Below are 23,762 nucleotides of genomic sequence, written 5' to 3'. Positions count from 1 at the left end.
GTGAAGTTTAAAAGCGTTGCCTACATGGATGACGAGGCAATGACAACACGGTTGCGCCCCGTCTGTTTAGCTTGGTACATAGCTTTATCAGCACGATCAAGTAGCCGTTTGCCCGAGGCTTCAACGTAGCTGGCAATCCCCGATGAGAGCGTCATCGTTAATTGGTGCTTAGTAAACGTTTGTTGCGCGACGCTTTCACGAATGCGTTCCATGCCTTGGTAGGCTTCTTCAGAATTTACGCCTGGCATAATGATTAAAAACTCTTCACCGCCCAATCGTATGTGCAAATCGGTATCGCGCAGTACAGCACTCACTAAGGAGGTGATCTGTTGTAAAACGCTATCGCCCGCGCTGTGCCCATAGGTATCGTTGATCGCTTTGAAGTCATCCAGGTCATAGATCGCGATGCTGAAAGGTGTTCCATACCGCTCGCAGCGCTTGATCTCTTCATCCAGGCGCTGCAAACCGGCACGACGGTTGAGCAGCTCCGTTAGCTCATCGTGGTGAGCCAAATGATCCAAGCGCTCATTAGCCTGCTTGAGCCGCTCTTCTAGCTGTTTGCGCTGGGTAATGTCGATTATAAAAGTGACTTTACGCGGTTCGCCGTCGTCAGCCTCAATACGCGCAGCTTCGGCGATGATGGTGCGTCTTCCGCCGTTTTTGAGAACCACATCCCACTCTTGGCGCAGCTCTTGATCCTCGTTGCCCTGCATAAACTCAGCATGCAGCGCTGATAAAATCGCATGGTTCTCTTCGGGCACTACGTGGGTAAGGTGCTGGCCTAAAAGCTCTTCCTGCCGGTAGCCATAAAATTCACAGTAAGCTGGATTGACCATTTCAAAGTGACCCGAAGGGGTTGTAATACAGATTCCAATCGGTGCCGCTTTGATGACGTTTTCGGTGTTGCGCTTGGAGCGGTTAAAAAGCTGGTAAAGCTGATCAGGACTAATATCTTGCATCCATCGCTCCTAACTTGTCATGCGCTTCACTTTTTAACCCAGCGAGCAGGGGAGTAATGTCCTGGCCCAGCGAGTTGATGGAAGGCTTCGCAAAGTAGAAACCCTGCTGCTGGACAATGCCAGCCCGTGCTAGCCATAAGGCTTCGGCACGAGTCTCGACACCTTCGGCGATAAGAGTCATATCGAGCTCTTGGGCGAGCAGGATGATCGCGTTTAACAGTGCTTGGCGGCGAAGATCCTTATCGCAGTTCATCACCAGCTCACGATCGATTTTAAGTTTATCGGGGGTTAAGTCAGTGAGCAGGTCAAGGTTGGCGTAACCATTGCCAAAGTCGTCAAGCGCCGTCTTAAAGCCCATGGAGCGGTAGGCATTAATAATATTGCACAGGTGTTGCCGGTCGCGGACGCGCTCGGTTTCGGTGATTTCAAAAATAAGCCGATGGGTAGGCCAACCCACCCGTTTTGATACCGCTAACGTTGCCTGGATGCAGGCTTCGGGCTCATAAACGGCGTTGGGCAGAAAGTTGATCGAAAGGTCGGTTTGCATATCCAGTGCGCTGGCCATTTCGATTGCTTTTACCCGGCAGGCCTGATCAAAACGGTAGAGGAGCTCATCAGTCACTTGCGAAATGACGCTCCAAGCGGATTCACCGCACGGCCCACGAACCAGTGCTTCATAGGTGACGATTTGGGCCAGCGATAGATCCACGATTGGCTGAAAGGCCATGGTGAACTCAAAGGGCAAGTCGCCTTCACAGCGTTTGCAACTGCCATTGACGCGTGCGCACTGGCTCATAGCTGCTCCTGAGGGATGGGTGTTGGATGGCGCTGTTAATGCCATAACATTAGATAGATTAATGCCTATAGCCTATGTTGAAGCATTCAACGCTCTTAACTTTAGGTCTTAATATACTTTTTGTATAGCTTTTGTACAATAATGGATTGCGAAGCATTAGCCAGGTGCCTGCTTCTTAGCTTGCAATATTGGTCGCTTCTTTTGGCTTAAAAAAAGGCGCCAAGTAGGCGCCTATAAGAGGGAAGTGCATAAATCGAGTGCATAAACCATTAGTGCTATTAAATGATGCCTGCTGCGCGAAGCGCAGTGCGCTGCTCCAAGCTAATACCAAGTTCTTCCAGCACGCTTTCCGTATGTTGGCCTAAGTGAGGCGGCGCCGTAGTGGCGCTCATTTGGGCACCGTTAAAACGGATAGGGTTAGCGACCAGATCCACCTGGCCTGCTTGGTCGTGGGGCAGGGTTTGCTTAAGCCCGCGGGCTTTCACATGGGGGTCGTCGAACACCCGATCCAGCGTATTGATCGGCCCGCAGGGAACGCCTACGGCTTCAAAAGCGGCTAGCCATTCATCAGTGCTGCGCTGGGCCAACGCCGCTTCCAGCTGCGGAACGAGCAGAGCACGATTGTTTACCCTGGCGCCATTGGTGGCAAAGCGTGGATCTTCCGCCAAAGCCGGTAGCGAAAGCACCGCGCAAAAACGCTTGAACTGCTCGTCGTTGCCGACAGCCATAATCATATGGCCATCCTGGGTGGCAAACGCCTGATAAGGCACGATGTTGGGGTGAGCGTTACCCAATCGCTGGGGCACATTGCCGGAGGTGAGGTAATTGAGTGCCTGATTGGCGAGTACGCCTACCTGCACATCCATTAATGCCATATCGATATGGCAACCCTCGCTGCTATCACGGCGCTGATAAAGCGCCGCTAAAATTGCATTAGCGGCATATAACCCGGTGAATATATCGGTAAAGGCGACGCCACTTTTTACCGGGCCACCGCCGGGTTCACTGTCGGGCTTGCCAGTTAGGCTCATGATCCCGCCCATGGCTTGGATCATAAAGTCATAACCGGCGCGGTGAGCGTAAGGGCTCTCCTGGCCGAAACCGGTAATCGAACAGTAGATCAACCTAGGGTTGAGCGCCTTTAAGCTGGCGTAATCCAGCCCGTAGCGTTTCAGGCCGCCAACTTTAAAGTTCTCTATCAGCACGTCAGAGTTAGCGACTAGCTGCTTGATCACTGCCTGGCCTTCGGGCTTGGCCATATCGACGGTCAGCGAGCGTTTACCTCGGTTAGCGCACAGGTAGTACGCCGACTCTTCGCTGCCCGCCAGCCAAGGAGGGCCCCAGTGGCGGGTGTCATCGCCGCTACCGGGGCGCTCTACCTTAATCACATCTGCCCCCATATCCGCGAGCATTTGTCCGCACCACGGCCCGGCCAGTACGCGGGAAATATCGAGTACTTTTATACCGGCCAGTGGTTTGGTTAGCTCGTTCATAGAGGCTCCGTTAATAAGTGACAAGTGATCAAGGTGCGGTGATTAAAAGAACGACTGAATGCCTGTCTGGGCGCGACCCAGAATCAGAGCGTGTACATCGTGGGTGCCTTCGTAGGTGTTTACCGACTCCAGATTGACCATATGGCGAATAACACCGTATTCGTCGGAGACGCCGTTACCGCCGTGCATATCGCGAGACTGGCGGGCGATATCCAGCGCTTTGCCGCAGTTGTTGCGCTTGATCAGCGAGACCATTTCCGGTGCCCAGTTGCCGCTATCCATTAGCCGGCCCACCTGCAGGGCTGCCTGCAAGCCAAGGGTGATCTCGGTCTGCATATCGGCGAGCTTTTTCTGGATCAGTTGGTTGGCGGCCAGCGGGCGGCCAAACTGCTTGCGGTCGAGGGTGTATTGGCGCGCTGCGTGCCAGCAGAACTCGGCCGTGCCCATCACACCCCAGGCGATGCCGTAGCGGGCTTTGTTGAGGCAGCCGAAGGGGCCTTTCAGGCCACTGACGTTGGGCAGCAGGTTCTCTTCGGGAACAAAGGCGTTATCCAGCACGATCTCACCGGTAATCGATGCGCGCAAAGAGACTTTGCCTTCGATTTTGGGCGTGGTGAAACCTTCGGTGCCGCGCTCGACAATAAAGCCTTTAATCTGATTGTCGTGAGCCGCTGATTTCGCCCATACCACCGCGATATCGGCAATTGGGCTATTGGTGATCCACATTTTTGCGCCAGTCAGGCGGTAGCCGCCGTCGACTTTTTCCGCGCGGGTAATCATGCCACCCGGATCAGAGCCGTGATCGGGTTCGGTCAAACCAAAACAGCCGACCATTTCGCCGCTGGCAAGCTTGGGCAGGAACTTCTGCTTCTGCTCTTCGGAGCCGTAGGTCTCGATGGGGTACATTACCAGCGAAGACTGCACACTCATGGCCGAACGGTAGCCGGAGTCTACGCGCTCTACTTCGCGGGCAATCAAACCGTAGGCTACGTGGTTAACGCCTGCGCCGCCGTACTCGGGGGAAACGGTGGCGCCCAGCAGGCCAAGCTCACCCATTTCGGTCATGATCTCGCGGTCAAAGCGCTCTTCACGGAAGGCGGTTAGCACGCGGGGCTGAAGGTTTTCCTGGCAGTAGTCGTAGGCCGCATCGCGGATCTGGCGCTCTTCATCGGTGAGCTGTTGTTCCAGAAGTAGCGGGTCGTCCCAGTTGAAATGCGTCATGGCGTAGATTCCTCGGATAGTGGGAAGGAATAGATGCAAAATAGCTTGCAGCCAATGTATCGCCGTTTTTTTAAAATATCTACATTTTTTTAAAACGTAGAACTTTGGTCTGGGACGAAGAGCCGAAACGAAAAGCTCAGCCGATGCCGCGCTCTTGAAGGACGCGGGTAATGATCGGTACGGGGGTCATCAGGTGATCGCGCATCAGGGTGTCGGCTTCGGCGGTATCGCGCGCCAGAATGACATCGACCAGCGCAGCGTGCTCCTGGCGCTTAAGCTCCAGCGCCTGGGACGACATCACGGTTTCCTGCAACCACAGGTGGCGGTAGCGCTCTACCTGGTCAAACAGGGTGTTGCGCATTTGCAGTAGGTGAGGGGAGTTGCAGCCGCTGGCAATGGCGGTATGGAAGGCTTTGTGGCGCTGATCCCAGATGTCGAGCAGGTCGTTGGGGGTGTTGATGTCGGTGACCTTGGCCAGCCGATGTGCGGTAGCCAGCACCGTGGCTTCCCAATCGTCGTCGCCGCGCTCTATAGCCAAGCGCAGGATCAGCCCTTCAAGCTGAGCCCGGGCGTCGTAAATATCGTTGAGTTCGGCCAGCGACATGGGTGCTACCCGGTAGCCGCGCTGGCTTATCGCGACCACAAGGCGGTCAGAGACTAACTGCGATAGCGCTTCCCGTAGCGGCCCGGTGCTGGCGCCGTACTGCTCTTTGAGCCTGCTCATCAGCAGCTTCTGCTCAGGCGCATAGCGGCCACGAATAATGTCGTGCTTGAGTTGGCGGTAAGCACTAATGGCGAGGTTCTGCCGCGGCGCGCCTTTATCCCGACTATTGTCCTCTTTAAAACCGGGCTCCATAGCAGTGTGGCTCCTATCCTGAATCAATAATAACGGTGGGGTGGGCGAAATTGACGGCCATTAACAATAAATAATAACAATTCGGCATAAAATAAGACATTTATGCGGGATTTCAGGATTTTAATAGCTGGCTATTCGATCCAGCTGCTGGGCGGTTACACCTTCTGAGGCACTCATGGCTGTATGAGGTAAAGGCACTGCTGCGCTGATAACGCCCTATTAGCATCCAACGCATAAGCCGTGCTAACTTCACCTCCACCGCTTCCGGTTCGTCGTGACGGCAGCCAGAAGCTGGGGCTTCAACACCTCCTTTTTATCGTCAACCATACCTATAAGTCCAAGCAGGACGGAGGAAATGCTCATGAAAACTCTACGCTCTCTATACGCCACAGCCGCTGCCGCTTCTATGCTCGCGGTTGCACTTCCAGCAAGCGCTCAACAACTCTCAATCGCGACTGGCGGTACCGGTGGCGTTTACTACCCTATCGGCGGTGGTTTTGCCGAAATGATCAACAACCATATCGAAGGCGCTCAGGCGACTGCTGAAGTGACCGGTGCCTCGGTTGAAAATATGGGCCTGATCATGCGCGGTGACGCGGATCTCGCCCTGGCTCTGGCCGATACGGTCTATCAAGCCTATACCGGCACGGATGATTTTGAAGGCCGCCAGATTGAAAATACTCGCGCACTGGCGTCGGTTTATCCCAACGCGGTACAGCTGGTGACCCTGGCCGAGTCGGATATCGAATCGATTGCTGATCTAGCGGGTAAGCGCGTTTCCGTCGGTGCACCGGGTAGCGGCACCGAGCTGAACGCCCGTGCATTGCTTGAAGCCAATGGCATTAGCTATGAAGACTTCACTCCCCAGCGCCTTAACTTCAACGAAACCGCTGATGCCATTCGCGACGGTGATATCGACGCCGGCTTCTGGAGCGTTGGGCCACCCACCAGCTCGATTCTCAACCTGGCAGCCACCCGCGATATTCGCCTGATTGGCTTGTCTGATGAAGAGGTAGCCAATGCCCAGGAAGAAGAAGCGGTATTTGCTCCCTACCAGCTTGCTGCGGGTATGTACGACGGTATGGACGAAGCCGTTCAGACCATCGGTATCCCCAACGTGCTGGTCGTTAATGCCGATATGGACGAAGAGCTGGCTTATCAACTCACCCAACTGCTGTTTGAAAACACCGATGAGCTGATTGCGGTTCACCCGGCGGCTAACGACACCACCGTTGAGTTCACTATGGAGTCGACCCCCGTGCCGCTGCACCCGGGCGCACTGCGCTATTTCGAAGAAGTCGGTGCTGAAATCCCGGATCGTCTGCGTCCTTAATCGTGTAATGATATTTTCATAATCAGATTGCCATAAGGACATTGCCATGCAGTGGCAGCGACGACTGATGGCGCTACTGATTGCATGTTGTCCGTTCGCCGAAGTGGGGGCTTCCCCCGCTTCGGCGTCGGCGTTTATGCGCCTAGCCGTGGTGACCGAACAAGGCGACACGCTAGTGGATGAAGCGGTGCCGGCTGACGGTCGCTGGTGTATTAAGTGGCAGCACTCCGTTGAACATTTCACGGTGCTGGACTGCTATCGTAATGTAGCGGGCGTCATGCAATTAGAGCGTAGCCATCAACCCGATTTCGCCGCAGGGCTTGGGCATATTTTTGGCCGCGGCGAGCAGGTATCAGACGGTGAGGGCGGTTACTGGATTAATGCCATTAACGAGCCTGTAGCCAATAACCGTTATGTGTTGAGGGTAGGTTCACCGGCTGTTAATCATCGTGTGGTGTGGCCTGGCGGTGAGCATGCGCCAGTGAGCCTCAGTGAGCACGCCGCTGGACAACGCGTGACCATTCAGTTGATAGACCCTCACGCATCCCCGCGTGAATAAAAACGACATTAGTTAACGCTTCCGAGGACTTCATGAGCGAATCCAATCAGCCGTCGAGCGTGGTGCCTGGCGGTAATGTGATTCAACCCCGCATGGTGCTGTGGTCGATCACCATTGTGGCGGTGGGTCTTTCCCTGTTTCAGCTCTACTCTGCCGGTATTCAGCCCTTAGGGCTTTTTTATCAGCGCAGTATTCACCTGGCACTGATTATGGTGCTGGCATTTTTAATGTTTCCAGCCTTTGGGCCCACTCGCAAACGTGGTGTATTGGGCTGGGGGCTTGATCTAGTGTTTTTTGCCGGGGCGATTCTCACCGGTGGTTACTTGGTACTCAACCTGGATGAGATTTTTAGCCGTGCGGGTTTTTGGAACAGTACCGATATTCTGGTTGCCTGTATTGCTACGGTGACGGTACTGGAAGCCAGCCGTCGCGCGGTAGGTTTTGGTATGACCGTGATTGGCCTCTTGGCGATTGTGTATGCCTTTGCGGGGCCGCGGGGCGAGCTGCCGTGGCTTGGCGAGTGGATGCCGGGCATTCTTGAGCACCGCGGATACACCATTGATCGAGTTGCCGGTCAACTCTACTTGGGGCAAGAGGGTATTTTCGGCCTGCCGCTAGGCGTTGCGGCGACCTATATCTTTATTTTTGTCCTCTTTGGTGCTTTTTTGGAGTGCACCGGGGCGGGTAAATTCTTTATCGATATGGCCTATGCGGCGACCGGCCGCCAGCGTGGCGGGCCAGCCAAGGCGGCGGTATTGGCGTCGGCGGGCATGGGCTCGATTTCTGGCAGCGCGATTGCCAACGTGGTCACCACCGGTGCTTTTACCATTCCATTGATGAAGCGGCTGGGCTACAAAGCCAAGCAGGCAGGTGGTATCGAAGCGGCAGCCTCGACCGGCGGGCAAATCATGCCGCCGTTAATGGGGGCCGGGGCGTTCCTGATTGCTGAGTACACCAATACGCCGTACCTGGACATCGTCAAGGTCAGTATTCTGCCAGCGATCATGTATTTCGCGACGGTGTACCTGTTTGTGCATATCATCGCTCTCAAGCAGGGCATGCAGGGGCTACCCAAGGATGAACTGCCGCAGATGCGCCAGGTCATGAAGGATGGCTGGCACTTCCTGCTGCCGTTGGCGGTGCTGGTCTGGCTGCTGGCGATGAGTATGTCGCCCATGCGGGTAGGCTACTACGCAGTGATCACCATTTTGGCGGTAGCGGTATTGCGCTATGTGCTGTGGTTCTTCTTTGTGGCGCCCAGGCAGGGCCAGCCAGTGACCGCAACGGCCGTTAAAGACGTGGTACGTACAGGCTTTGCCAAGCTGATCGAGGGCTTGGAACTAGGTGCTCGCAATGCGGTAGCGGTTTCCATGGCCTGTGCAGTCGCCGGGATTATCGTTGGGGTAGTGGGTTTAACCGGCTTGGGACTGAAATTCTCCTCCATGATGCTGGCTTTCTCCGGCGGCAACCTGGTATTGGCGCTGGTGATGGTACTGTTGGCAAGCTTAGTACTGGGGATGGGGCTGCCCGTTACCGCCAGCTATATCGTGCTCATCGTCCTCGTCGGCCCTGCACTGACAGCCGAGTTTGGTGTGCCGCTGCTGGTCGCCCACCTGGTCGTGTTCTGGTACTCCCAGGATTCCAACGTGACGCCTCCCATCGCCTTGGCAGGCTTTGCCGGGGCGGCGATTGCGGGCAGTAAGCCGATGGAAACCAGCTTCCAGGCGTGGAAGTTTGCCAAAGGGCTCTACCTGATCCCACTGTTTATGGTCTTCAACCCTGAGATTATCATTGGTGGCCCGGTGCCGGTGGTCATCTGGAACGGGGTGATTGCCATTCTGGCATTAGGTGCATTTGCCGCGGCGCTAGAAGGCTATCTGTTTACCAAAATGTCGTGGCTACCGCGCATCGCGATTACCGCCGCGATCTTTGGGGTGTTCTATCCCAATCTGATGACCGAAATTGCTGGTGTCGCGGTCATGATCGTCGCCATAGGCGCTAACTGGTTGGCCAGTAAGCGCGAAGCGCCTGCGACACCCGTTAGTGGTTAAACGTTAGGCGACCCTACATACAGACCCAAAGGTAGCCAGTAACAGAAAAGGCCCGGAGAGATAATCTCCGGGCCTTTTGCTTGGTGTGCTACAGGATTGACTGGTTTAGAAGATCGAGTTAGAAGATCGACTCAGCGGTGCCTGAACCCTCAGAACCACTGGCTTCTTCCAGCTCGCGGCTAATGCGGCGCTGCTGGTAATCCGGCAAGTGATCCTGGTGGAACAGCTCGGTAATCCCGCCAGACTGGCCATCTGCTAAGCGTTGGCCGGAGTCAGGGTCAACGCGAGCGGTGACCACCGTTGCTGGACGTTCAGGCACGGCGTTCGGCGTACCTTCCAGGGCATCCCCCATAAATTCTACCCAGATAGGAAGCGCGGCCTGAGCCCCATATTCAGAAATGGTCTCGTTGCTGTCCTTACCGACCCAAACCGTAGTCACCAAGTTGCTGTTGAAGCCCGCAAACCAGGCGTCACGCTGGCTGTTGGTGGTACCAGTTTTACCGACGATATCCTCACGGTTAAGGCTCAGTGCGCCGCGGCCAGTGCCCGAGGTGATAACGTCACGTAGCATATCGCGTAGAATGTAGACAGCGGCTGGGTCGGCTACCCGTTTGGCGATCGGGTATTCGCGGCCATCAATTTCCACCGTCTCCTGGTCTTCGGCACAGCTGGGGCAGGCAACCTGCGGCGTGGCTTCATCAATCAGCTCATTGTCGTCGTCACGGGTAACCCGCTCAATAAACCAGGGCGACACCTGGAAACCACCGTTGGCGAGCACCGCGTAAGCGTTGGTCATTTCCATCGGCGTTAAGCTCGCGCTGCCTAGCGCTAATGATAAGCCACGAGGGAGCTGGGCGGGAGAGAAGCCGAAGCCCTCCAAAAAGTTAATCGTGTAATCCAGCCCCATGGTTTGTAGAACGCGAATAGTGACCAGGTTGCGCGAACGGGCAAGGGCTGGACGTAAGCGCATAGGGCCTTGGAAGTCACGGCTGGAGTTGACCGGCCGCCACAATGAGTTACTGCCATCGTCGAGCACCACGGGCGAATCATTAACGACGCTGGCGGCGTTCATCTCTCCATCCTCAAGGGCCGCTAAGTAAATAAACGGCTTGAAGATAGAGCCTGATTGGCGTCGTGCCTGTACAGCACGATTGAACTTGCTGGCGTTAAAGTCGAAACCGCCCTGGAGTGCCAGGATAGCACCCGTTTGAGGGTCTTGAGCGACCAGCGAGCCTTCGGTATCCGGCTGTTGAGAGAGGCGTAGCGAACCGTCTTCATTCTCAATGACGCGCACCATATCACCCCGTACGGCAATCTCCTCAGCCGAGCTGGGTGCAGCTCCGCGGCTCCGCGGGCTCAGGTAAGGGCGTGCCCAGTTCAAACCTTCCCAGCCGATCGTCTGTAGACCATCGTTGCGAGTTAGCACCTGCATTTCGCGGCCGCTACTTTCTACCACGATGGCGGGCTGAAGCAGGCCATAATTGGGCGTGCGCTCAAGTACCTGAACCCAGTTGCTGACGTCGCCCTCGATCCCTTCGACTTCCGTTTGGCTGCGCTGGGCGGCTTGGCGTGCGGTTTGGCGAATTTCGGGAGACTCAGAAAGCTCCTCCTCCAGGCCTTGGGTCGCGGTTTGCTCCTGGGCCTCGACAAGGCTTGCCGCGATCTCACGCTGCTCCGGCCCGCGCCAGCCATGGCGAAGGTCATAGGCCGTCAGGCCGTTGGCCAGCGCTTGGCGGGCAAAGGGCTGCAGCTCGCTATCAATCGTAGTGTAAATACGATAGCCACCGGTGTAAGCGTCATCGCCAAAGCGTTCCACGGCATACTGACGTGCCATTTCGGAGACATAGGCGGCATCGACTTCAGCTTGGGTATAGTGGCGGCGGGCCGTTACAGGATCCTGAACCGCTGTCTGATAGGTGGCATCATCGATGTAGCCGAGTTCGCGCATACGGAACAGAATCCAGTTGCGACGAATCAGCGAACGCTCGGAGTTAGCCAGCGGGTTAAAGGCAGAAGGTGCCTTGGGCAACCCCGCAATCATGGCCGTTTGCGCTAGGCTAAGCTCGGCGAGGGGCTTGTCGTAATAGGTTTCGGCGGCGGCAGCGATACCGTAGGCGCGATTGCCCAGGAAAATCTTGTTCACGTAAAGTTCGAAGATTTCCTCTTTATCGAGTATCTGCTCCATTTGTAGTGCCAGCAGGATTTCACGAATTTTACGCGTAAACGTCTGATCGAGTGTCAGCATATAGTTACGCGCGACCTGCATGGTGATCGTCGAGCCGCCCGATTGGATATCGCCACTCATCGCAAGTTGAACCACCGCCCGCGCCAGGCCCCGCGGGTCGACACCGGCGTGGTCAAAATAGCTGGCATCTTCGGCGGCGATCAAGGCATTGATCATATCCTGCGGAATTTCATCAAAATTGATCGCCATGCGGCGCTCTTCGCCGAACTCGCCAATCAATTTACCGTCTTGGGTGAAAATACGTAGCGGTGTGTGCAGTTCGAAGTCCTGCAGTTGGCGGACGTCGGGCAGCCCTGGGGCAAAGTAAATGGCGGCCCCCACCACGGCTAAGGCGGTGGCGCCCACCAACGAGACAATGAGAAAAAACAGCGACACAATAAGGGTTCGAAGAAACGTCATGTACGAAGAGCACCCTGGGAAGAATGAAAAGATCGGCATCTAAACGGCCGTATCATGCAATTGGCAGCCATTATAGGAACCTGAAGCGGCGGCCACCAGTGTTGATATGCGCTAAGTGGGTTCGCGTGTGACGGAACTAAAAATCATGTAACCTCAAATCACATGTGAAAACGGGCGACAAGCAGGTGGAGCCAGACCCAATATGCGCTTTCTAAAACCTGGTAAAGGGTTGATTGGCGTCGATATTACCTCGGCGACCGTCAAACTGCTTGAGCTAAAACAATGCCATGATAATTACCAGGTAGAAAGCTATGCCGTGCGGCCACTTCGCGAAGGGGCGGTTGTGGAGCGTCGAATTCGCGATATCGATGGCGTTGCCAGTGTGCTTAGTCGTGCAGTGGAACACGCTAAACCCTCTACCCGTAAAGCTGCAGTGGCTGTTCCCGCTAGCGCCGCGATTACCAAAACGCTGAGCTTCCCTATCGGGCTAAGCGATGAGGAGATCGAAGAGCGCATCGTGGCCGAATCCGACCGCCATATTCCATTTCCGTTCAATGAAGTGGCATTTGATTTTGAGTGCCTTGGCCCTGCGCCCTTTGACGATGAGCACCAGCAGGTAGTGTTGGTCGCCTGTCGGCAGCAGGATGTGACGCAGCTCACCGACACGCTAGAACAGGCAGGTTTAGAGCCCGCGGCAGTGGACGTGGAAACCTTCGCCATGGAGCGTTCACTTGCCGAGCTGCGGCGCCAGCTTAAGGTGGAGAATGACCCTACCGCCTGCGTTGGTCTGGTGGACATTGGTGCCAATATGAATGCTTTCCACGTCGTCCGCGGCGGGCATATCGTTTATACCCGCGATACGCTGTTTGGCGGCCGTCAGCTCACCGATGCGATTCGCGACCGCTACGATTTAAGCATGGAGGAAGCGGGTTTCGCCAAAGAGCGCGGCGGGCTACCCGATGATTACCATGAGCGTGTTCTCAACCCCTTTTTGGAAACCGTGGTGCAGCAGGTGGGGCGTTCCCTGCAGCTCTATTACACCGCCGGGCGTCAGCAAGAAGTGCAACACATCGTATTAGCGGGCGGTTCGAGTGTGATTCCAGGGCTTGCCGAGCGCATTGCTGAAGATAGCGGTATGTCGGTGACCATTGCCAACCCCTTCCAGAGCATGCGGATGAACAAGCGCTTGAACCTTCAGGCGTTGACTAGCGATGCCCCAGCGATGCTTACCGCGGGTGGCTTGGCCATGAGGGTAAGTCAATGAGATATGGTCAATAAGAGTTAACCAATGAGCATGACAATTAATCTCCTGCCCTGGCGGGAAGCGCAGCGTGAACGGCGAACCCGCAAATTCTACGTCGTGGTGGCGGGCATGCTGGTGGTGGGTGTTGTACTGGGCCTGCTGGTCGCGCATTTTTACCAGCTCAAGCTGGCAGCCCAGCAGCAACGTAATGCTTACATTAGTAACCATATTGAGCGTCTTAATGCCGATATCGAGAGCGTCTCACGCTACTCCAGCGAAGCCGAGCGTTTAGGCGAGCAGATCGCGGTGTTTCAGGCGCTGCAGACCGAGCGAACGGATGCTGTGCAGCTGTTTAATGATGTGGCAGAGAGCGTGGCCAATGGCGTCATTTATCAACGCTTATCGAAGAGCGGGAATAACGTCAGTGTTACTGCGGTGGCAGGCAGTGATCGCCAGGTTTCCGAGCAACTGCGCCGCATTGCCGCTCTACCGGGGTTGGCTGTGCCCTCGCTATTGGCGGTAGAGAGTGAGCAAAACGGCTCAGGCCGAGTATTTCGTTTTGATGTGGAACAGACCACCGCAGCGCTGCCGCAAGGCGTTGAGGAGGCGCTTCCATGACGCTTAACCGCGAGCAGTGGGCTATTGAGTGGCAGCACCTGTGGGATGTCGACTGGCGGGATCTAGACGTTAAAGAGGCCGGCGGCTGGCCGTGGCTATTAAAAGTGCTGTGCTGCTGCTTGGCGCTGCTGGCAGCATTGAGCGTCATGCTGTGGCTAGTGGTGAGTGAACAGCGCGAGGCCTTGATGGTCGCCCAGCGCCAAGAAGCCAGGCTGCTGAGCGAATACCGCAGCAAAGCCTCGCAAGCGGCCTTCCTGCCGGAAATGCGCGATCAGTTGGCGACTCTGGAAGGGCAGGTGGGGCGCTTGCGTACCATGCTCCCTACCGATGCAGAAATCCCCTCGCTGCTGGATAGCATTAGCGATGCCGCCGCCGATAACCGCCTGACCATTGAAACGATTCGGCTGCGCACAGCGCAAGCCCAGGCCCATTATGTCGAGCAGCCGCTGGATATACAGGTGCGTGGCGGCTATCACCAGTTAGCGCGCTTTAGTGCCGATATCGCCTCGCTACCCCGCATGGTGACCCAGCACGATTTTAACCTGGAACCCGCCGATGGCCGCGGCGAAGCGCTGCGTCTTTCGCTTTTGGCCCGCACCTACCGCTATGTGGAGGAGAGCGACCAAACCTCCACAGAGGGGGCGCAGGCGCCATGAGAGCTGAACAACTGCTTTTTGTAGCAACAAGAAGGACAAGAAGGGCAACCTCGGCCGTCACCTTGACGGTCTCCGCGGTGGTGCTCACCGGCTGTGCAGACGCCGACTTGGCTCAGCTTGAAGGCACGCTGGCCGATATTCGTCAGACCCCTGGCGGGCAACCGCCAGTTATGGCTGTCGCGCTGCCCGAAAACCAAGATTTATCCTACTTGTATAGCGACGGGCGTAGCCCTTTTTTGCCTCCCGACGAGATTGCTCAGGATAGCGCTGATCGAGGCGAAGTTGCGCTCGCTCCCGACCGGCAGCGCGCGCCAGAGCCGCTGGAGCGCTTCTCACTGCAAGAGCTGCGATTGGTCGGTACTATGCGTATGGGAGAGCGACAAGTGGCGTTGATTGCATCGCCGGATGGCAACGTGACCAGCGTCAAAGAGGGTAACTATATGGGCACCGACTATGGGCGTATCGCCCAGATCAACGCCCAAGAAATACGCGTTACCGAACGGGTGTTCACTCAGCCTGAAGGGTGGCAGGAGCGGCAAGTGTCACTAGTCATCAACGAAAACAGCGAGTAAGCGGATACAGCTCATGGCAGTTACAGCTTGGCGAATCACTCTCTACATGGCCATGGCCGCACTATGCTTACTGTTGCCCTCATTGGCAGCTGCCTCGGTGCTGACCGGTATTGAGGTTCAACCCGCTAAGAACGGTGGAACCCATCTTGACCTGCGTTTTACCGGTGATATGCCTGAACTACGCAGCTACCGCTTAGACTCTCCTCCCCGAGTGACGCTGGATTTGGCAGCAACCCAAAGTGGTCTCACTGATCGGCGCATCAACGTTAATCGTAACGGTATCGAACAGATTACCGCGCTGGAGGGCAATGGCCGCACGCGTTTGGTGATCAATCTGAGCGAGTCGCAGGCGTTCACATCACGGGTAATGGATGATCGCCTACGCATTACCTTTGCTTCAGGTGCCAGCCGCTTGCCTAGCCCTTCGCCCAGCATCGCCTCAGCGGGGCTTGAAACCGATGAAGGGCCGCAGGTTGAGAATATTGACTTTCGTCGCGGTGCAGATGGTGCCGGACGGTTGATAGTCACCTTTGATCGCGAAGGCGTCGAGGCGAACGTGCGGGAAGGTGGCCCCGATCAAGTGATGGTGGATCTGCGCGATGTGGCGATTCCAGACTCGCTTAACCAAATCTACGATGTCACCGATTTCGCCACTCCCATAACACGGATTACGCCCCGCACCAGCCAGGACGCCACCCAGTTAGCGATCGCCACGCAGGGTGCTTATGCGATGATCTCCACGCAAAATGGCCGCACGCTGACTGTGGAAGTCCAGCCCGCCAGTCAGAAGGCGCAACCCTCCCAGACGACAGGTGAACGCTTCACCGGCGAACGGTTGAGTCTTAATTTTCAGGATATAGAAGTACGCTCGGTGCTAGCGAAACTGGCCGAATTTACCGGGCTAAATTTAGTCGCCAGCGATAGCGTATCGGGGCGTGTAACGCTCAATTTAAATGATGTGCCCTGGGATCAGGCGCTCGAACTGATTCTGCAAAGTAAGAGGCTATCGAGCCGTGAGCAGGGCAATGTGATCGTGGTAGCGCCCGCTAGTGAATTGGCCGATTTGGAACGCCAAGAGCTAGAGGCGCGCAATCAGCGTGAAACGCTCTCGCCGTTGGTCACCGAGTTTATCGAGATCAAGTATGCGCGGGCCAAAGATTTAGCTCAGTTGCTACGCGGAGGTGGCGATGACGGCTTTGGTTTGCTCACCGAGCGGGGGCGCGTCAGCATTGATAACCGCACCAATACGCTGCTGGTGCAAGATACCGCTGATCAAGTGCGCGATATCGCCCGCACCATTGACCGCCTGGATGTGGCTGTTCGGCAGGTACAGATTGAGGCACGCATTGTCATTGCAAGGGACACTGCTTCCCGTGAACTGGGAGTTAACTGGGGTATGTCGAGTACCCGCGGTTTTCAGGAGGCGGAAGATGGCACCTTCAGCCGACGCGATATCAACCCCGATGGCATCAACCGGGCACAGGGCGGCCTGGCTGTGGATTTAGGTGCTGCCACTGGGCCGGGCACCGGTTTTAGCTTTGGCTACTTATCTGGTGATATCCTGTTGGATTTGGAGCTGCGCGCACTGGAAAGCGAAGGGAAAAGCCAGACTATTTCTCAGCCCAGAATTATTACCGCCAATCAACGTACCGCCAAAATTAGCCAGGGTGAAGAGCGTGCCTTTCAGAGTGTGGATGGCAACGACAACCTGGATACCGAATTCAAAGAAGCCGAGCTTTCATTGGAAGTCACCCCGCAGATTACCCCGGATAACCGCATTATTATGGATCTGGTGATTAAAAATGACAGTTTTCGTGAATCGGAGTTTGGCGGTGAACCGCCGATTGATACCAACCAGATTGAGACCCAAGTGCTGGTAGATAACGGCCAAACGGTGGTGTTAGGCGGAATTTTGACCACCGAAGAGCTGCGCCAAATCGCCAAAACACCGCTTTTGGGTGATATTCCTTTGCTCGGTAGACTGTTTCGCTATACCGAAGAGAGCAATGAAAAGGTAGAGTTGTTAGTCTTTATTACTCCACGACTCCTAGACGATGGCTTAACGGTTCGCTGATGCAGGATTTACCCAATTTATTTCTCATAGGCCCCATGGGGGCTGGCAAAAGCACCATTGGTCGCCTATTGGCGGCCGAGCTTGCGCGCCCGTTTTACGACAGTGACCACGCCATCCAAGACCGCTGCGGGGCAGATATCCCGTGGATTTTTGATGTCGAGGGCGAGCAGGGCTTTCGCCTGCGGGAAATTCATATGATTGATGAGCTAACCCGGCTCTCTCCGGTCGTGGTCGCCACTGGCGGCGGTGCGGTGCTGCGCGAAGAGAATCGCCGCGCACTGCGCGAGCGTGGCACGGTGGTTTATCTGCTGACCACCGTCGACCAGCAGCTCAAACGGACAGCGAAAGATCGCAACCGGCCGCTGCTGCAGTGCGCCAACCGCGAGCAGGTGCTCAACGATATGTTTGCCCAGCGCGACCCGCTCTATCGCGCCACCTCGGATATTGCCGTGCGCACCGACCGGCGCAGCCCGCGAGCGGTGGTCAATGAAATTCTGCGCCGGGTGCATCGGTTGGTAGATCCACTTGAGCCCTCATCATCGTCGGCTAAAACGCTTAACCATAAGGTATCACCATGAACTCGACAGCCAGCGCGCAACGCACCCTTCATGTTGCTTTAGACGAGCGCAGCTATCCGATTCATATTGGCACCGAGCTGATGGGGCGTGCCGATATGCTAACGCCTTATCTGGCCGGCCAGCAGGTGATGGTCGTCACTAACGAGACTATCGCGCCGCTCTACCTGGACAAGCTTTGCGCTAGCCTGCCGGATCATCTGGAAGTGCGCACGGTCATACTCCCCGATGGCGAGCAATACAAAACCATCGAACAGGTCAGCCGTATTTGGGACGCGCTGCTAGAGGCCGGTTTTAACCGCCGCTGCACGCTAATTGCTTTAGGCGGTGGAGTGATCGGCGATATGGTCGGCTACGCCGCCGCTTCCTATCAGCGAGGTGTAGCGTTTATCCAAGTGCCCACCACGCTGCTTTCCCAGGTGGATTCGTCGGTGGGGGGCAAGACCGGCGTTAACCATCCGCTGGGGAAAAACATGATTGGCGCCTTCTGGCAGCCCAAAGCGGTGCTGGTGGATATTGATACGCTCAAGAGTCTGCCCCGTCGCGAACTCTCCGCCGGGCTGGCCGAGGTTATCAAGTACGGCCTGATCCGCGACGAAGCGTTTTTAAGCTGGCTGGAAGCCAACATGCCCGCACTACTTGATGTGGAGCCTGAGGTCGTCGCAGACGCCATTGCACGAAGTTGCCAAATCAAAGCAGACATTGTTGCCGAAGATGAGACGGAACAGGGCGTCCGCGCGCTGCTCAACCTGGGCCACACCTTTGGTCATGCCATTGAGGCGCATCAGGGCTACGGCAACTGGCTACACGGCGAAGCCGTGGGCGCTGGCATGGCCATGGCGGCAACGCTTTCCCGACGCTTGGGCTGGCTCACCGATGCGGCGCTAGCACGCAGCCTGGCGGTGATCGAGAGCGCCGAGCTACCGTTAGCGGCACCGGCGAATATGACCAGCGATGACTTTTTAACCCGCATGCGGCTGGATAAGAAAAATATCGATACGCGGCTGCGATTGGTGCTGCTTAACGCCCTGGGCGATGCTTGTGTTAGCGATGCCACGCCCGTTGATGTCCTTCGCACGCTGCTCGATGATTACCCGCGCTGCCCAGTGGAAAAGTAATTCTTTCACCAGCTAGTCATTTCAAAACTTATTCATTCCAAAAACTGGTCATTTCAAAACCTGGCCAGCTATATCCTATCCGCCCAATGGATCGCTCCTTACGTAGAGTGGTTTTCATTGGGCGGTTTTTTATTCGCTCGGCTACATCGTGAGCCCATTTGTCGAACGCTGTTTTATATAATCCGTATGCCTTATGCGCTATCGGCATGGGTTTTTGGGCGCTGTTTAGACTAAAGTTTAATGGAAAATAAAAAGCGTTAAAATAGCGTTTTACCTTGTTACAAGTGGTTGAAGTATATGTATTTTTTCCTTGAATGAGGATGCAAATACAGGATTTGAAAAGAGTTTCTCTAACGATGTGGGCGCCAAGAGATTGCGCAAAGTGGCTAGCAATCGCTATGCTGACCGGCCATTTTGTTGCGGCAGCGAACTTGGGAAGTACCCCATTCTGGGCAGGTTATAAGCACTATAAAAAAAGCGAAACCGTCCTTTATACCATAAGCACGCTGCTAAAAAAAATACGCTGACTAGTAGAGGCACGCCCATGAATAGAGGTCTTCACCAGCCTGGCGAGTTTCGCGATAACTGTGGTTTTGGCCTGATTGCCCATATGGAAGGCCAGGCTAGCCACGATTTGCTGAAAACTGCCATTGAATCCCTGACCTGCATGACCCACCGGGGTGGTATCGCTGCCGACGGCAAAACCGGCGATGGCTGCGGTCTGCTGTTGAAAATGCCCACCCCGTTTATGCAGGCGCTGGCCAAAGAGGCGTTTGATGCTGAGCTGGGCGAACGCTTTGCCGTGGGTGTGGTGTTTCTACCCAACGATGATGCCCGTGAAGCGCATGCCCGCGATACCCTGACTGGCGAGCTGGAAGCACGTGGGCTGAACGTGGTTGGCTGGCGCGATGTGCCCACTGATTCCAGCGTTTGCGGCCCCATGGCGCTGGACTGCCTGCCACGTATTCGTCAGCTGTTTGTGCAGCCAGGCCAGGGTGAACACTTCGATGTTGACCTGTTTATGGCCCGCCGCCGTGCCGAGCAGGCGCTACGCGGTGAAGAAGACTTCTACGTCGCCTCGCTCTCGTCAGAAGTGGTCTCCTATAAAGGCCTGGTGATGCCGGAAGACCTACCGGCGTTTTATCAGGACTTGAATGACCCGCGCCTGGAAACCGCCATTTGCGTTTTCCACCAGCGCTTCTCGACCAATACCGCGCCGCGCTGGCCGTTGGCACAACCGTTCCGTCTATTGGCCCATAACGGCGAGATCAACACCATTGAGGCCAACCGCGGCTGGGCGAACTCGCGTAAAGCCAACTTCGTTAACGAGCGTCTGCCGGATATCACCGAGCTGGACGAGATCGTTAACACCACCGGCTCCGACTCCTCCAGTATGGACAACATGCTGGAAGTGTTGCTGACCGGCGGTATGGAGCTGCATCGCGCGGTACGCATGATGGTGCCGCCCGCCTGGCAGAACGTAGAGACCATGGACGCCGAGCTGCGCGCCTTCTACGAATATAACTCCATGCACATGGAGCCGTGGGACGGCCCGGCGGGCGTAGTGATGACCGACGGCCGCCAAGCGGTGTGTATGCTAGACCGTAACGGCCTGCGCCCGGCGCGCTGGGTCATTACCAAGAATGGCTACATTACCCTGGCCTCTGAAATCGGCACCTACGGTTATAAGCCGGAAGACGTGGTCGCTAAAGGCCGCGTTGGCCCTGGTCAAATGCTCGCCGTGGATACCGAAACCGGCGAAGTGCTGCACACCACTGATATAGATGAGCGGCTGAAATCTGCCTACCCCTATAAGCGTTGGCTTAAGCAGGAGGCGAACTATTTAGAGTCGGCACTGACCGAGCTTGCGCGTTTCCAAACCATGGATGCCGATTCGCTCAACGTTCAGCAGAAGTTGTTCCAGGTTAGCTTCGAAGAGCGTGACCAGGTGCTGCGCCCGCTGGCAGAGAGTGGCCAGGAAGCCGTTGGCTCCATGGGCGACGATACGCCCATGGCGGTGCTGTCGAGCCGTCCGCGCCTGCTGACTGACTTCTTCCGTCAGAAGTTTGCTCAGGTCACCAACCCGCCCATCGACCCGCTGCGTGAAGCGATCGTGATGTCGCTGGAAACCTGCTGTGGCGCTGAGCTTAACGTCTTTAAAGCGACGCCTGAGCACGCGCATCGCTTGATCTTGACCACACCGGTACTGTCCCCACGCAAGTTTACCGCCCTGGTTAGCCAGGACGATCCAGCGTTTGCCAGCTATACACTGTCGTTGGGTTACGACCCCGAACAGCAGAGCTTGCATCAAGCGCTTAAAGCTTTATGTGAGGAGGCAGAAGCTCAAGTCCGCGCCGGGAAAGTCATTCTGGTACTCACCGATGCGGAGCTGACGAAAGGGCTGATTCCCATTCAGGCCGCCCTGGCCGTGGGTGCCGTGCACTCTCACTTAGGCCGGTTGGCGCTGCGCCCCAACGCCAACATCGTGGTAGAAACCGGCTACGCTCGCGACGCCCACCAAATGGCGGTGCTGTTTGGCGTGGGCGCTACGGCGGTTTATCCGTGGCTCGCTTATCAGGTCATGGCGGATATGCACCGCACGGGCGAGCTGACCGGCAACCCGGCTGACGGTCGTGAGAACTACCGTAAAGGGCTGCAGAAAGGCCTGTTCAAGATCCTGTCTAAAATGGGTATCTCGACGCTGGCTTCCTACCGCGGCTCGATGCTGTTTGAAGCCGTGGGCTTGGCAGATGAAGTAATGGATCTCTGCTTTGTCGGTATGGCGTCGCGCATTCAGGGCGCCGGTTTTGCCGAGCTGCAGATGCAGCAAGCGCTGCTGGCGAAAGATGCCTGGATTCCCCGTAAAGGCATCTCCCAAGGCGGCATGTTCAAGTATGTCCACGGCCACGAGTACCACGCCTACAACCCCGATGTGGTGATGTCGCTACAGGCGGCGGTTCAGGAAGGCAGCTATACCAAGTGGAAAAAGTTTGCTCAATTGGTGAACGAGCGGCCTGTGGCCACTATTCGTGACTTGCTCAAGCTCAAGCCTGCGGAAACACCGATTGCGCTGGAAGACGTAGAGCCGGTTGAAGATTTACTGCCGCGCTTTGATAGCGCCGGTATGTCACTGGGGGCGCTATCGCCGGAAGCCCACGAAGCGCTGGCCCAGGCCATGAACGAAGCCGGCGGGCGTTCCAACTCCGGTGAGGGCGGTGAAGATCCAGCCCGCTACGGCACCATTCGCAGCTCCAAGATCAAGCAGATTGCCTCTGGCCGCTTTGGTGTAACCCCGGCGTATCTGGTCAATGCAGAAGTACTGCAGATCAAGGTCGCCCAAGGCGCCAAGCCCGGTGAGGGCGGTCAGCTACCCGGCGGTAAGGTAAACCAGCTGATTGCTCGGCTGCGCTACGCAGTCCCCGGCGTCACGCTGATTTCACCGCCGCCGCACCACGATATTTACTCTATCGAGGATTTGGCCCAGCTGATTTTTGACCTTAAGCAGGTCAATCCGGATGCCCAGGTGTCGGTGAAACTGGTTTCCGAGCCGGGGATCGGCACGATCGCCACCGGTGTGGCCAAGGCCTACGCGGATTTGATTACCGTATCAGGCTACGACGGCGGTACAGCGGCAAGCCCGCTGACCTCGATCAAGCACGCCGGTTCACCCTGGGAATTGGGGCTGCCGGAAGTGCACCAGGCGCTGCGTATCAATGGCCTGCGTGACAAGATTCGCCTGCAGACCGATGGCGGCCTGAAAACCGGCCTGGATGTGGTCAAAGCGGCGATTCTCGGCGCCGAGAGTTTCGGTTTCGGTACCGCGCCCATGGTGGCGTTAGGCTGTAAATACCTGCGTATCTGTCACCTCAACAACTGTGCCACTGGGGTCGCGACTCAGGATGACTTCCTGCGCGGCGAGCACTTCCGCGGCACCGTGGATATGGTCAAGAACTACTTCCGCTTTATCGCCGAAGAAGTGCGTGAGCTGATGGCTATGCTCGGTGTGTGCAAGCTCACTGATTTGATCGGGCGTACCGACCTTCTGGAAGTACTTGAAGGCGATACGGCTTCCCAGCGTAAGCTCGATCTAACGCCGCTGCTGGCCAATGATTTTGTACCCAAAGATGCGCCGCAGTTCTGCAGGGTTAGCCGTAACGTGCCCCACGATCCGGGCGCTAAAAACCAGGAAGTGCTGGCGGCGCTGAAAGATGCTATCGAAAGCCAGTCGGGCGGTGAATTCCACTTCACCATCACCAACTGTGACCGCAGCGTGGGTGCACTCACCTCTGGTGCCATTGCCAAGCGATACGGTGAAGAGGGGCTAGAAGCGGCGCCGGTCACGGCCAATTTCGTTGGCGTGGCGGGGCAGAGCTTCGGGGTGTGGAATGCTCGGGGGCTGAATCTCTTCCTGGAAGGCGACGCCAACGACTACGTCGGCAAGGGTATGAATGGCGGCAGTATCGTGATTGTGCCGCCCAAAGTCAGCCAGTTTGAGAGTCATAAAACGGCCATTATCGGCAACACCTGCCTTTACGGTGCCACCGGCGGAACGCTATTCGCCGCCGGTACCGCGGGCGAGCGCTTTGCAGTACGTAACTCTGGTGCCTCAGCGGTGATCGAGGGCGCAGGCGACCACTGTTGCGAATATATGACCGGCGGTTTGGTCTGCGTGCTCGGTGAGACCGGGGTCAACTTCGGTGCGGGCATGACCGGTGGGTTTGCCTATGTGTTGGATGAAGAGCGCACCTTCGTGGACAAGTACAACCACGAACTGGTCGAGATTCACCGCGTTAACACAGAGGCCATGGAGGCGTATCGTCGTCACCTGCGTGAAATGATCGAAGCCTATGTGGCCGCGACGGGTTCCGCGCGTGGGGCGGCTATTTTGGAAGACTTCAGCGACTATGCGCGTCACTTCTGGCTGGTTAAGCCAAAAGCGGCCAGCTTGGGTAGTTTGCTGGATCAGTCTCGGCGTCAGCCGCAATAACCCGCTT

17 protein-coding genes are annotated in these 23,762 nt (G+C 56.4%); 11 read left to right on the top strand and 6 right to left on the bottom strand.

Translation table 11 applies throughout. The features are described from left to right. Positions 1–20: 20 nt before the first annotated feature. The 5 genes from AC4EYZ_RS08005 to csiR form a co-directional block, all read right to left on the bottom strand. The gene (locus tag AC4EYZ_RS08005) at positions 21–959 is read right to left on the bottom strand and encodes a GGDEF domain-containing protein (RefSeq protein ID WP_009286759.1); all 939 of its coding nucleotides are present in this window, start codon (positions 957–959) and stop codon (positions 21–23) included. Then, positions 946–1,755 (bottom strand): EAL domain-containing protein, encoded by an 810-nt coding sequence (locus AC4EYZ_RS08000; RefSeq protein WP_051051935.1) that lies wholly within the window; start codon positions 1,753–1,755, stop codon positions 946–948. The genes AC4EYZ_RS08005 and AC4EYZ_RS08000 overlap by 14 nt, the downstream gene beginning before the upstream one ends. Before the next feature lie 278 nt (positions 1,756–2,033). Beyond that, on the bottom strand, positions 2,034–3,248 hold the full coding sequence (locus AC4EYZ_RS07995) for a CaiB/BaiF CoA transferase family protein (RefSeq protein ID WP_039858709.1): 1,215 nt from the start codon (positions 3,246–3,248) through the stop codon (positions 2,034–2,036). A 42-nt stretch (positions 3,249–3,290) separates the two neighbouring features. Further along, a complete protein-coding gene (locus tag AC4EYZ_RS07990; protein WP_039858710.1) occupies positions 3,291–4,469 on the bottom strand; it encodes an acyl-CoA dehydrogenase in 1,179 nt (392 codons plus the stop codon). A gap of 136 nt (positions 4,470–4,605) precedes the next feature. Further along, on the bottom strand, positions 4,606–5,325 hold the full coding sequence (gene csiR / locus AC4EYZ_RS07985; protein ID WP_022520012.1) for a DNA-binding transcriptional regulator CsiR: 720 nt from the start codon (positions 5,323–5,325) through the stop codon (positions 4,606–4,608). Between the two features lie 361 nt (positions 5,326–5,686). On the opposite strand from csiR, the gene AC4EYZ_RS07980 reads away from it, so the two are divergent. From AC4EYZ_RS07980 to AC4EYZ_RS07970, 3 genes are read left to right on the top strand one after another with little or no spacing between them, the layout of a single operon-like run. Beyond that, entirely contained in the window at positions 5,687–6,658 is a 972-nt protein-coding gene (locus tag AC4EYZ_RS07980) for a TAXI family TRAP transporter solute-binding subunit (protein WP_027957372.1), read from the top strand. 46 nt (positions 6,659–6,704) lie between these two features. After that, a complete protein-coding gene (locus tag AC4EYZ_RS07975) occupies positions 6,705–7,217 on the top strand; it encodes a DUF1850 domain-containing protein (RefSeq protein ID WP_009286764.1) in 513 nt (170 codons plus the stop codon). Positions 7,218–7,249: 32 nt separating this feature from the next. Further along, positions 7,250–9,268 carry a TRAP transporter permease gene (locus tag AC4EYZ_RS07970; protein ID WP_009286765.1) on the top strand — a complete coding sequence of 673 codons (2,019 nt, stop codon included), beginning with the start codon at positions 7,250–7,252 and terminating at the stop codon, positions 9,266–9,268. A 118-nt stretch (positions 9,269–9,386) separates the two neighbouring features. On the opposite strand, the gene AC4EYZ_RS07965 is transcribed toward AC4EYZ_RS07970, so the two are convergent. Beyond that, entirely contained in the window at positions 9,387–11,912 is a 2,526-nt protein-coding gene (locus AC4EYZ_RS07965; protein ID WP_039858713.1) for a penicillin-binding protein 1A, read from the bottom strand. Between the two features lie 202 nt (positions 11,913–12,114). On the opposite strand from AC4EYZ_RS07965, the gene pilM reads away from it, so the two are divergent. From pilM to gltB, 8 genes are all read left to right on the top strand, one after another. Continuing rightward, entirely contained in the window at positions 12,115–13,176 is a 1,062-nt protein-coding gene (pilM, locus tag AC4EYZ_RS07960) for a type IV pilus assembly protein PilM (protein WP_009286767.1), read from the top strand. A 24-nt stretch (positions 13,177–13,200) separates the two neighbouring features. Continuing rightward, positions 13,201–13,773, top strand: a complete 573-nt coding sequence (locus AC4EYZ_RS07955) for a PilN domain-containing protein (protein ID WP_022520007.1) — start codon at positions 13,201–13,203, stop codon at positions 13,771–13,773. Next, positions 13,770–14,429: a type IV pilus inner membrane component PilO gene (locus tag AC4EYZ_RS07950; RefSeq protein WP_022520006.1), complete on the top strand. Its 660-nt coding sequence runs from the start codon at positions 13,770–13,772 to the stop codon at positions 14,427–14,429. Before AC4EYZ_RS07955 ends, AC4EYZ_RS07950 begins: the two co-directional genes overlap by 4 nt. After that, complete coding sequence (locus tag AC4EYZ_RS07945; protein WP_022520005.1) at positions 14,426–15,001, top strand: pilus assembly protein PilP; 576 nt, start codon at positions 14,426–14,428, stop codon at positions 14,999–15,001. The genes AC4EYZ_RS07950 and AC4EYZ_RS07945 overlap by 4 nt, the downstream gene beginning before the upstream one ends. A gap of 13 nt (positions 15,002–15,014) precedes the next feature. Then, a complete protein-coding gene (locus AC4EYZ_RS07940) occupies positions 15,015–17,075 on the top strand; it encodes a type IV pilus secretin PilQ (RefSeq protein ID WP_022520004.1) in 2,061 nt (686 codons plus the stop codon). After that, on the top strand, positions 17,075–17,653 hold the full coding sequence (gene aroK / locus AC4EYZ_RS07935; protein WP_009286772.1) for a shikimate kinase AroK: 579 nt from the start codon (positions 17,075–17,077) through the stop codon (positions 17,651–17,653). Before AC4EYZ_RS07940 ends, aroK begins: the two co-directional genes overlap by 1 nt. Next, positions 17,650–18,768 (top strand): 3-dehydroquinate synthase, encoded by a 1,119-nt coding sequence (aroB, locus tag AC4EYZ_RS07930; RefSeq protein WP_022520003.1) that lies wholly within the window; start codon positions 17,650–17,652, stop codon positions 18,766–18,768. Before aroK ends, aroB begins: the two co-directional genes overlap by 4 nt. A gap of 544 nt (positions 18,769–19,312) precedes the next feature. Further along, a complete protein-coding gene (gene gltB, locus AC4EYZ_RS07925; RefSeq protein ID WP_490204214.1) occupies positions 19,313–23,755 on the top strand; it encodes a glutamate synthase large subunit in 4,443 nt (1,480 codons plus the stop codon). The last annotated feature ends 7 nt before the right edge of the window (positions 23,756–23,762 follow it).

The organism is Vreelandella sp. 162(4c), assembly GCF_058152265.1.
This window is presented reverse-complemented; position numbering and strand designations above follow the sequence as displayed.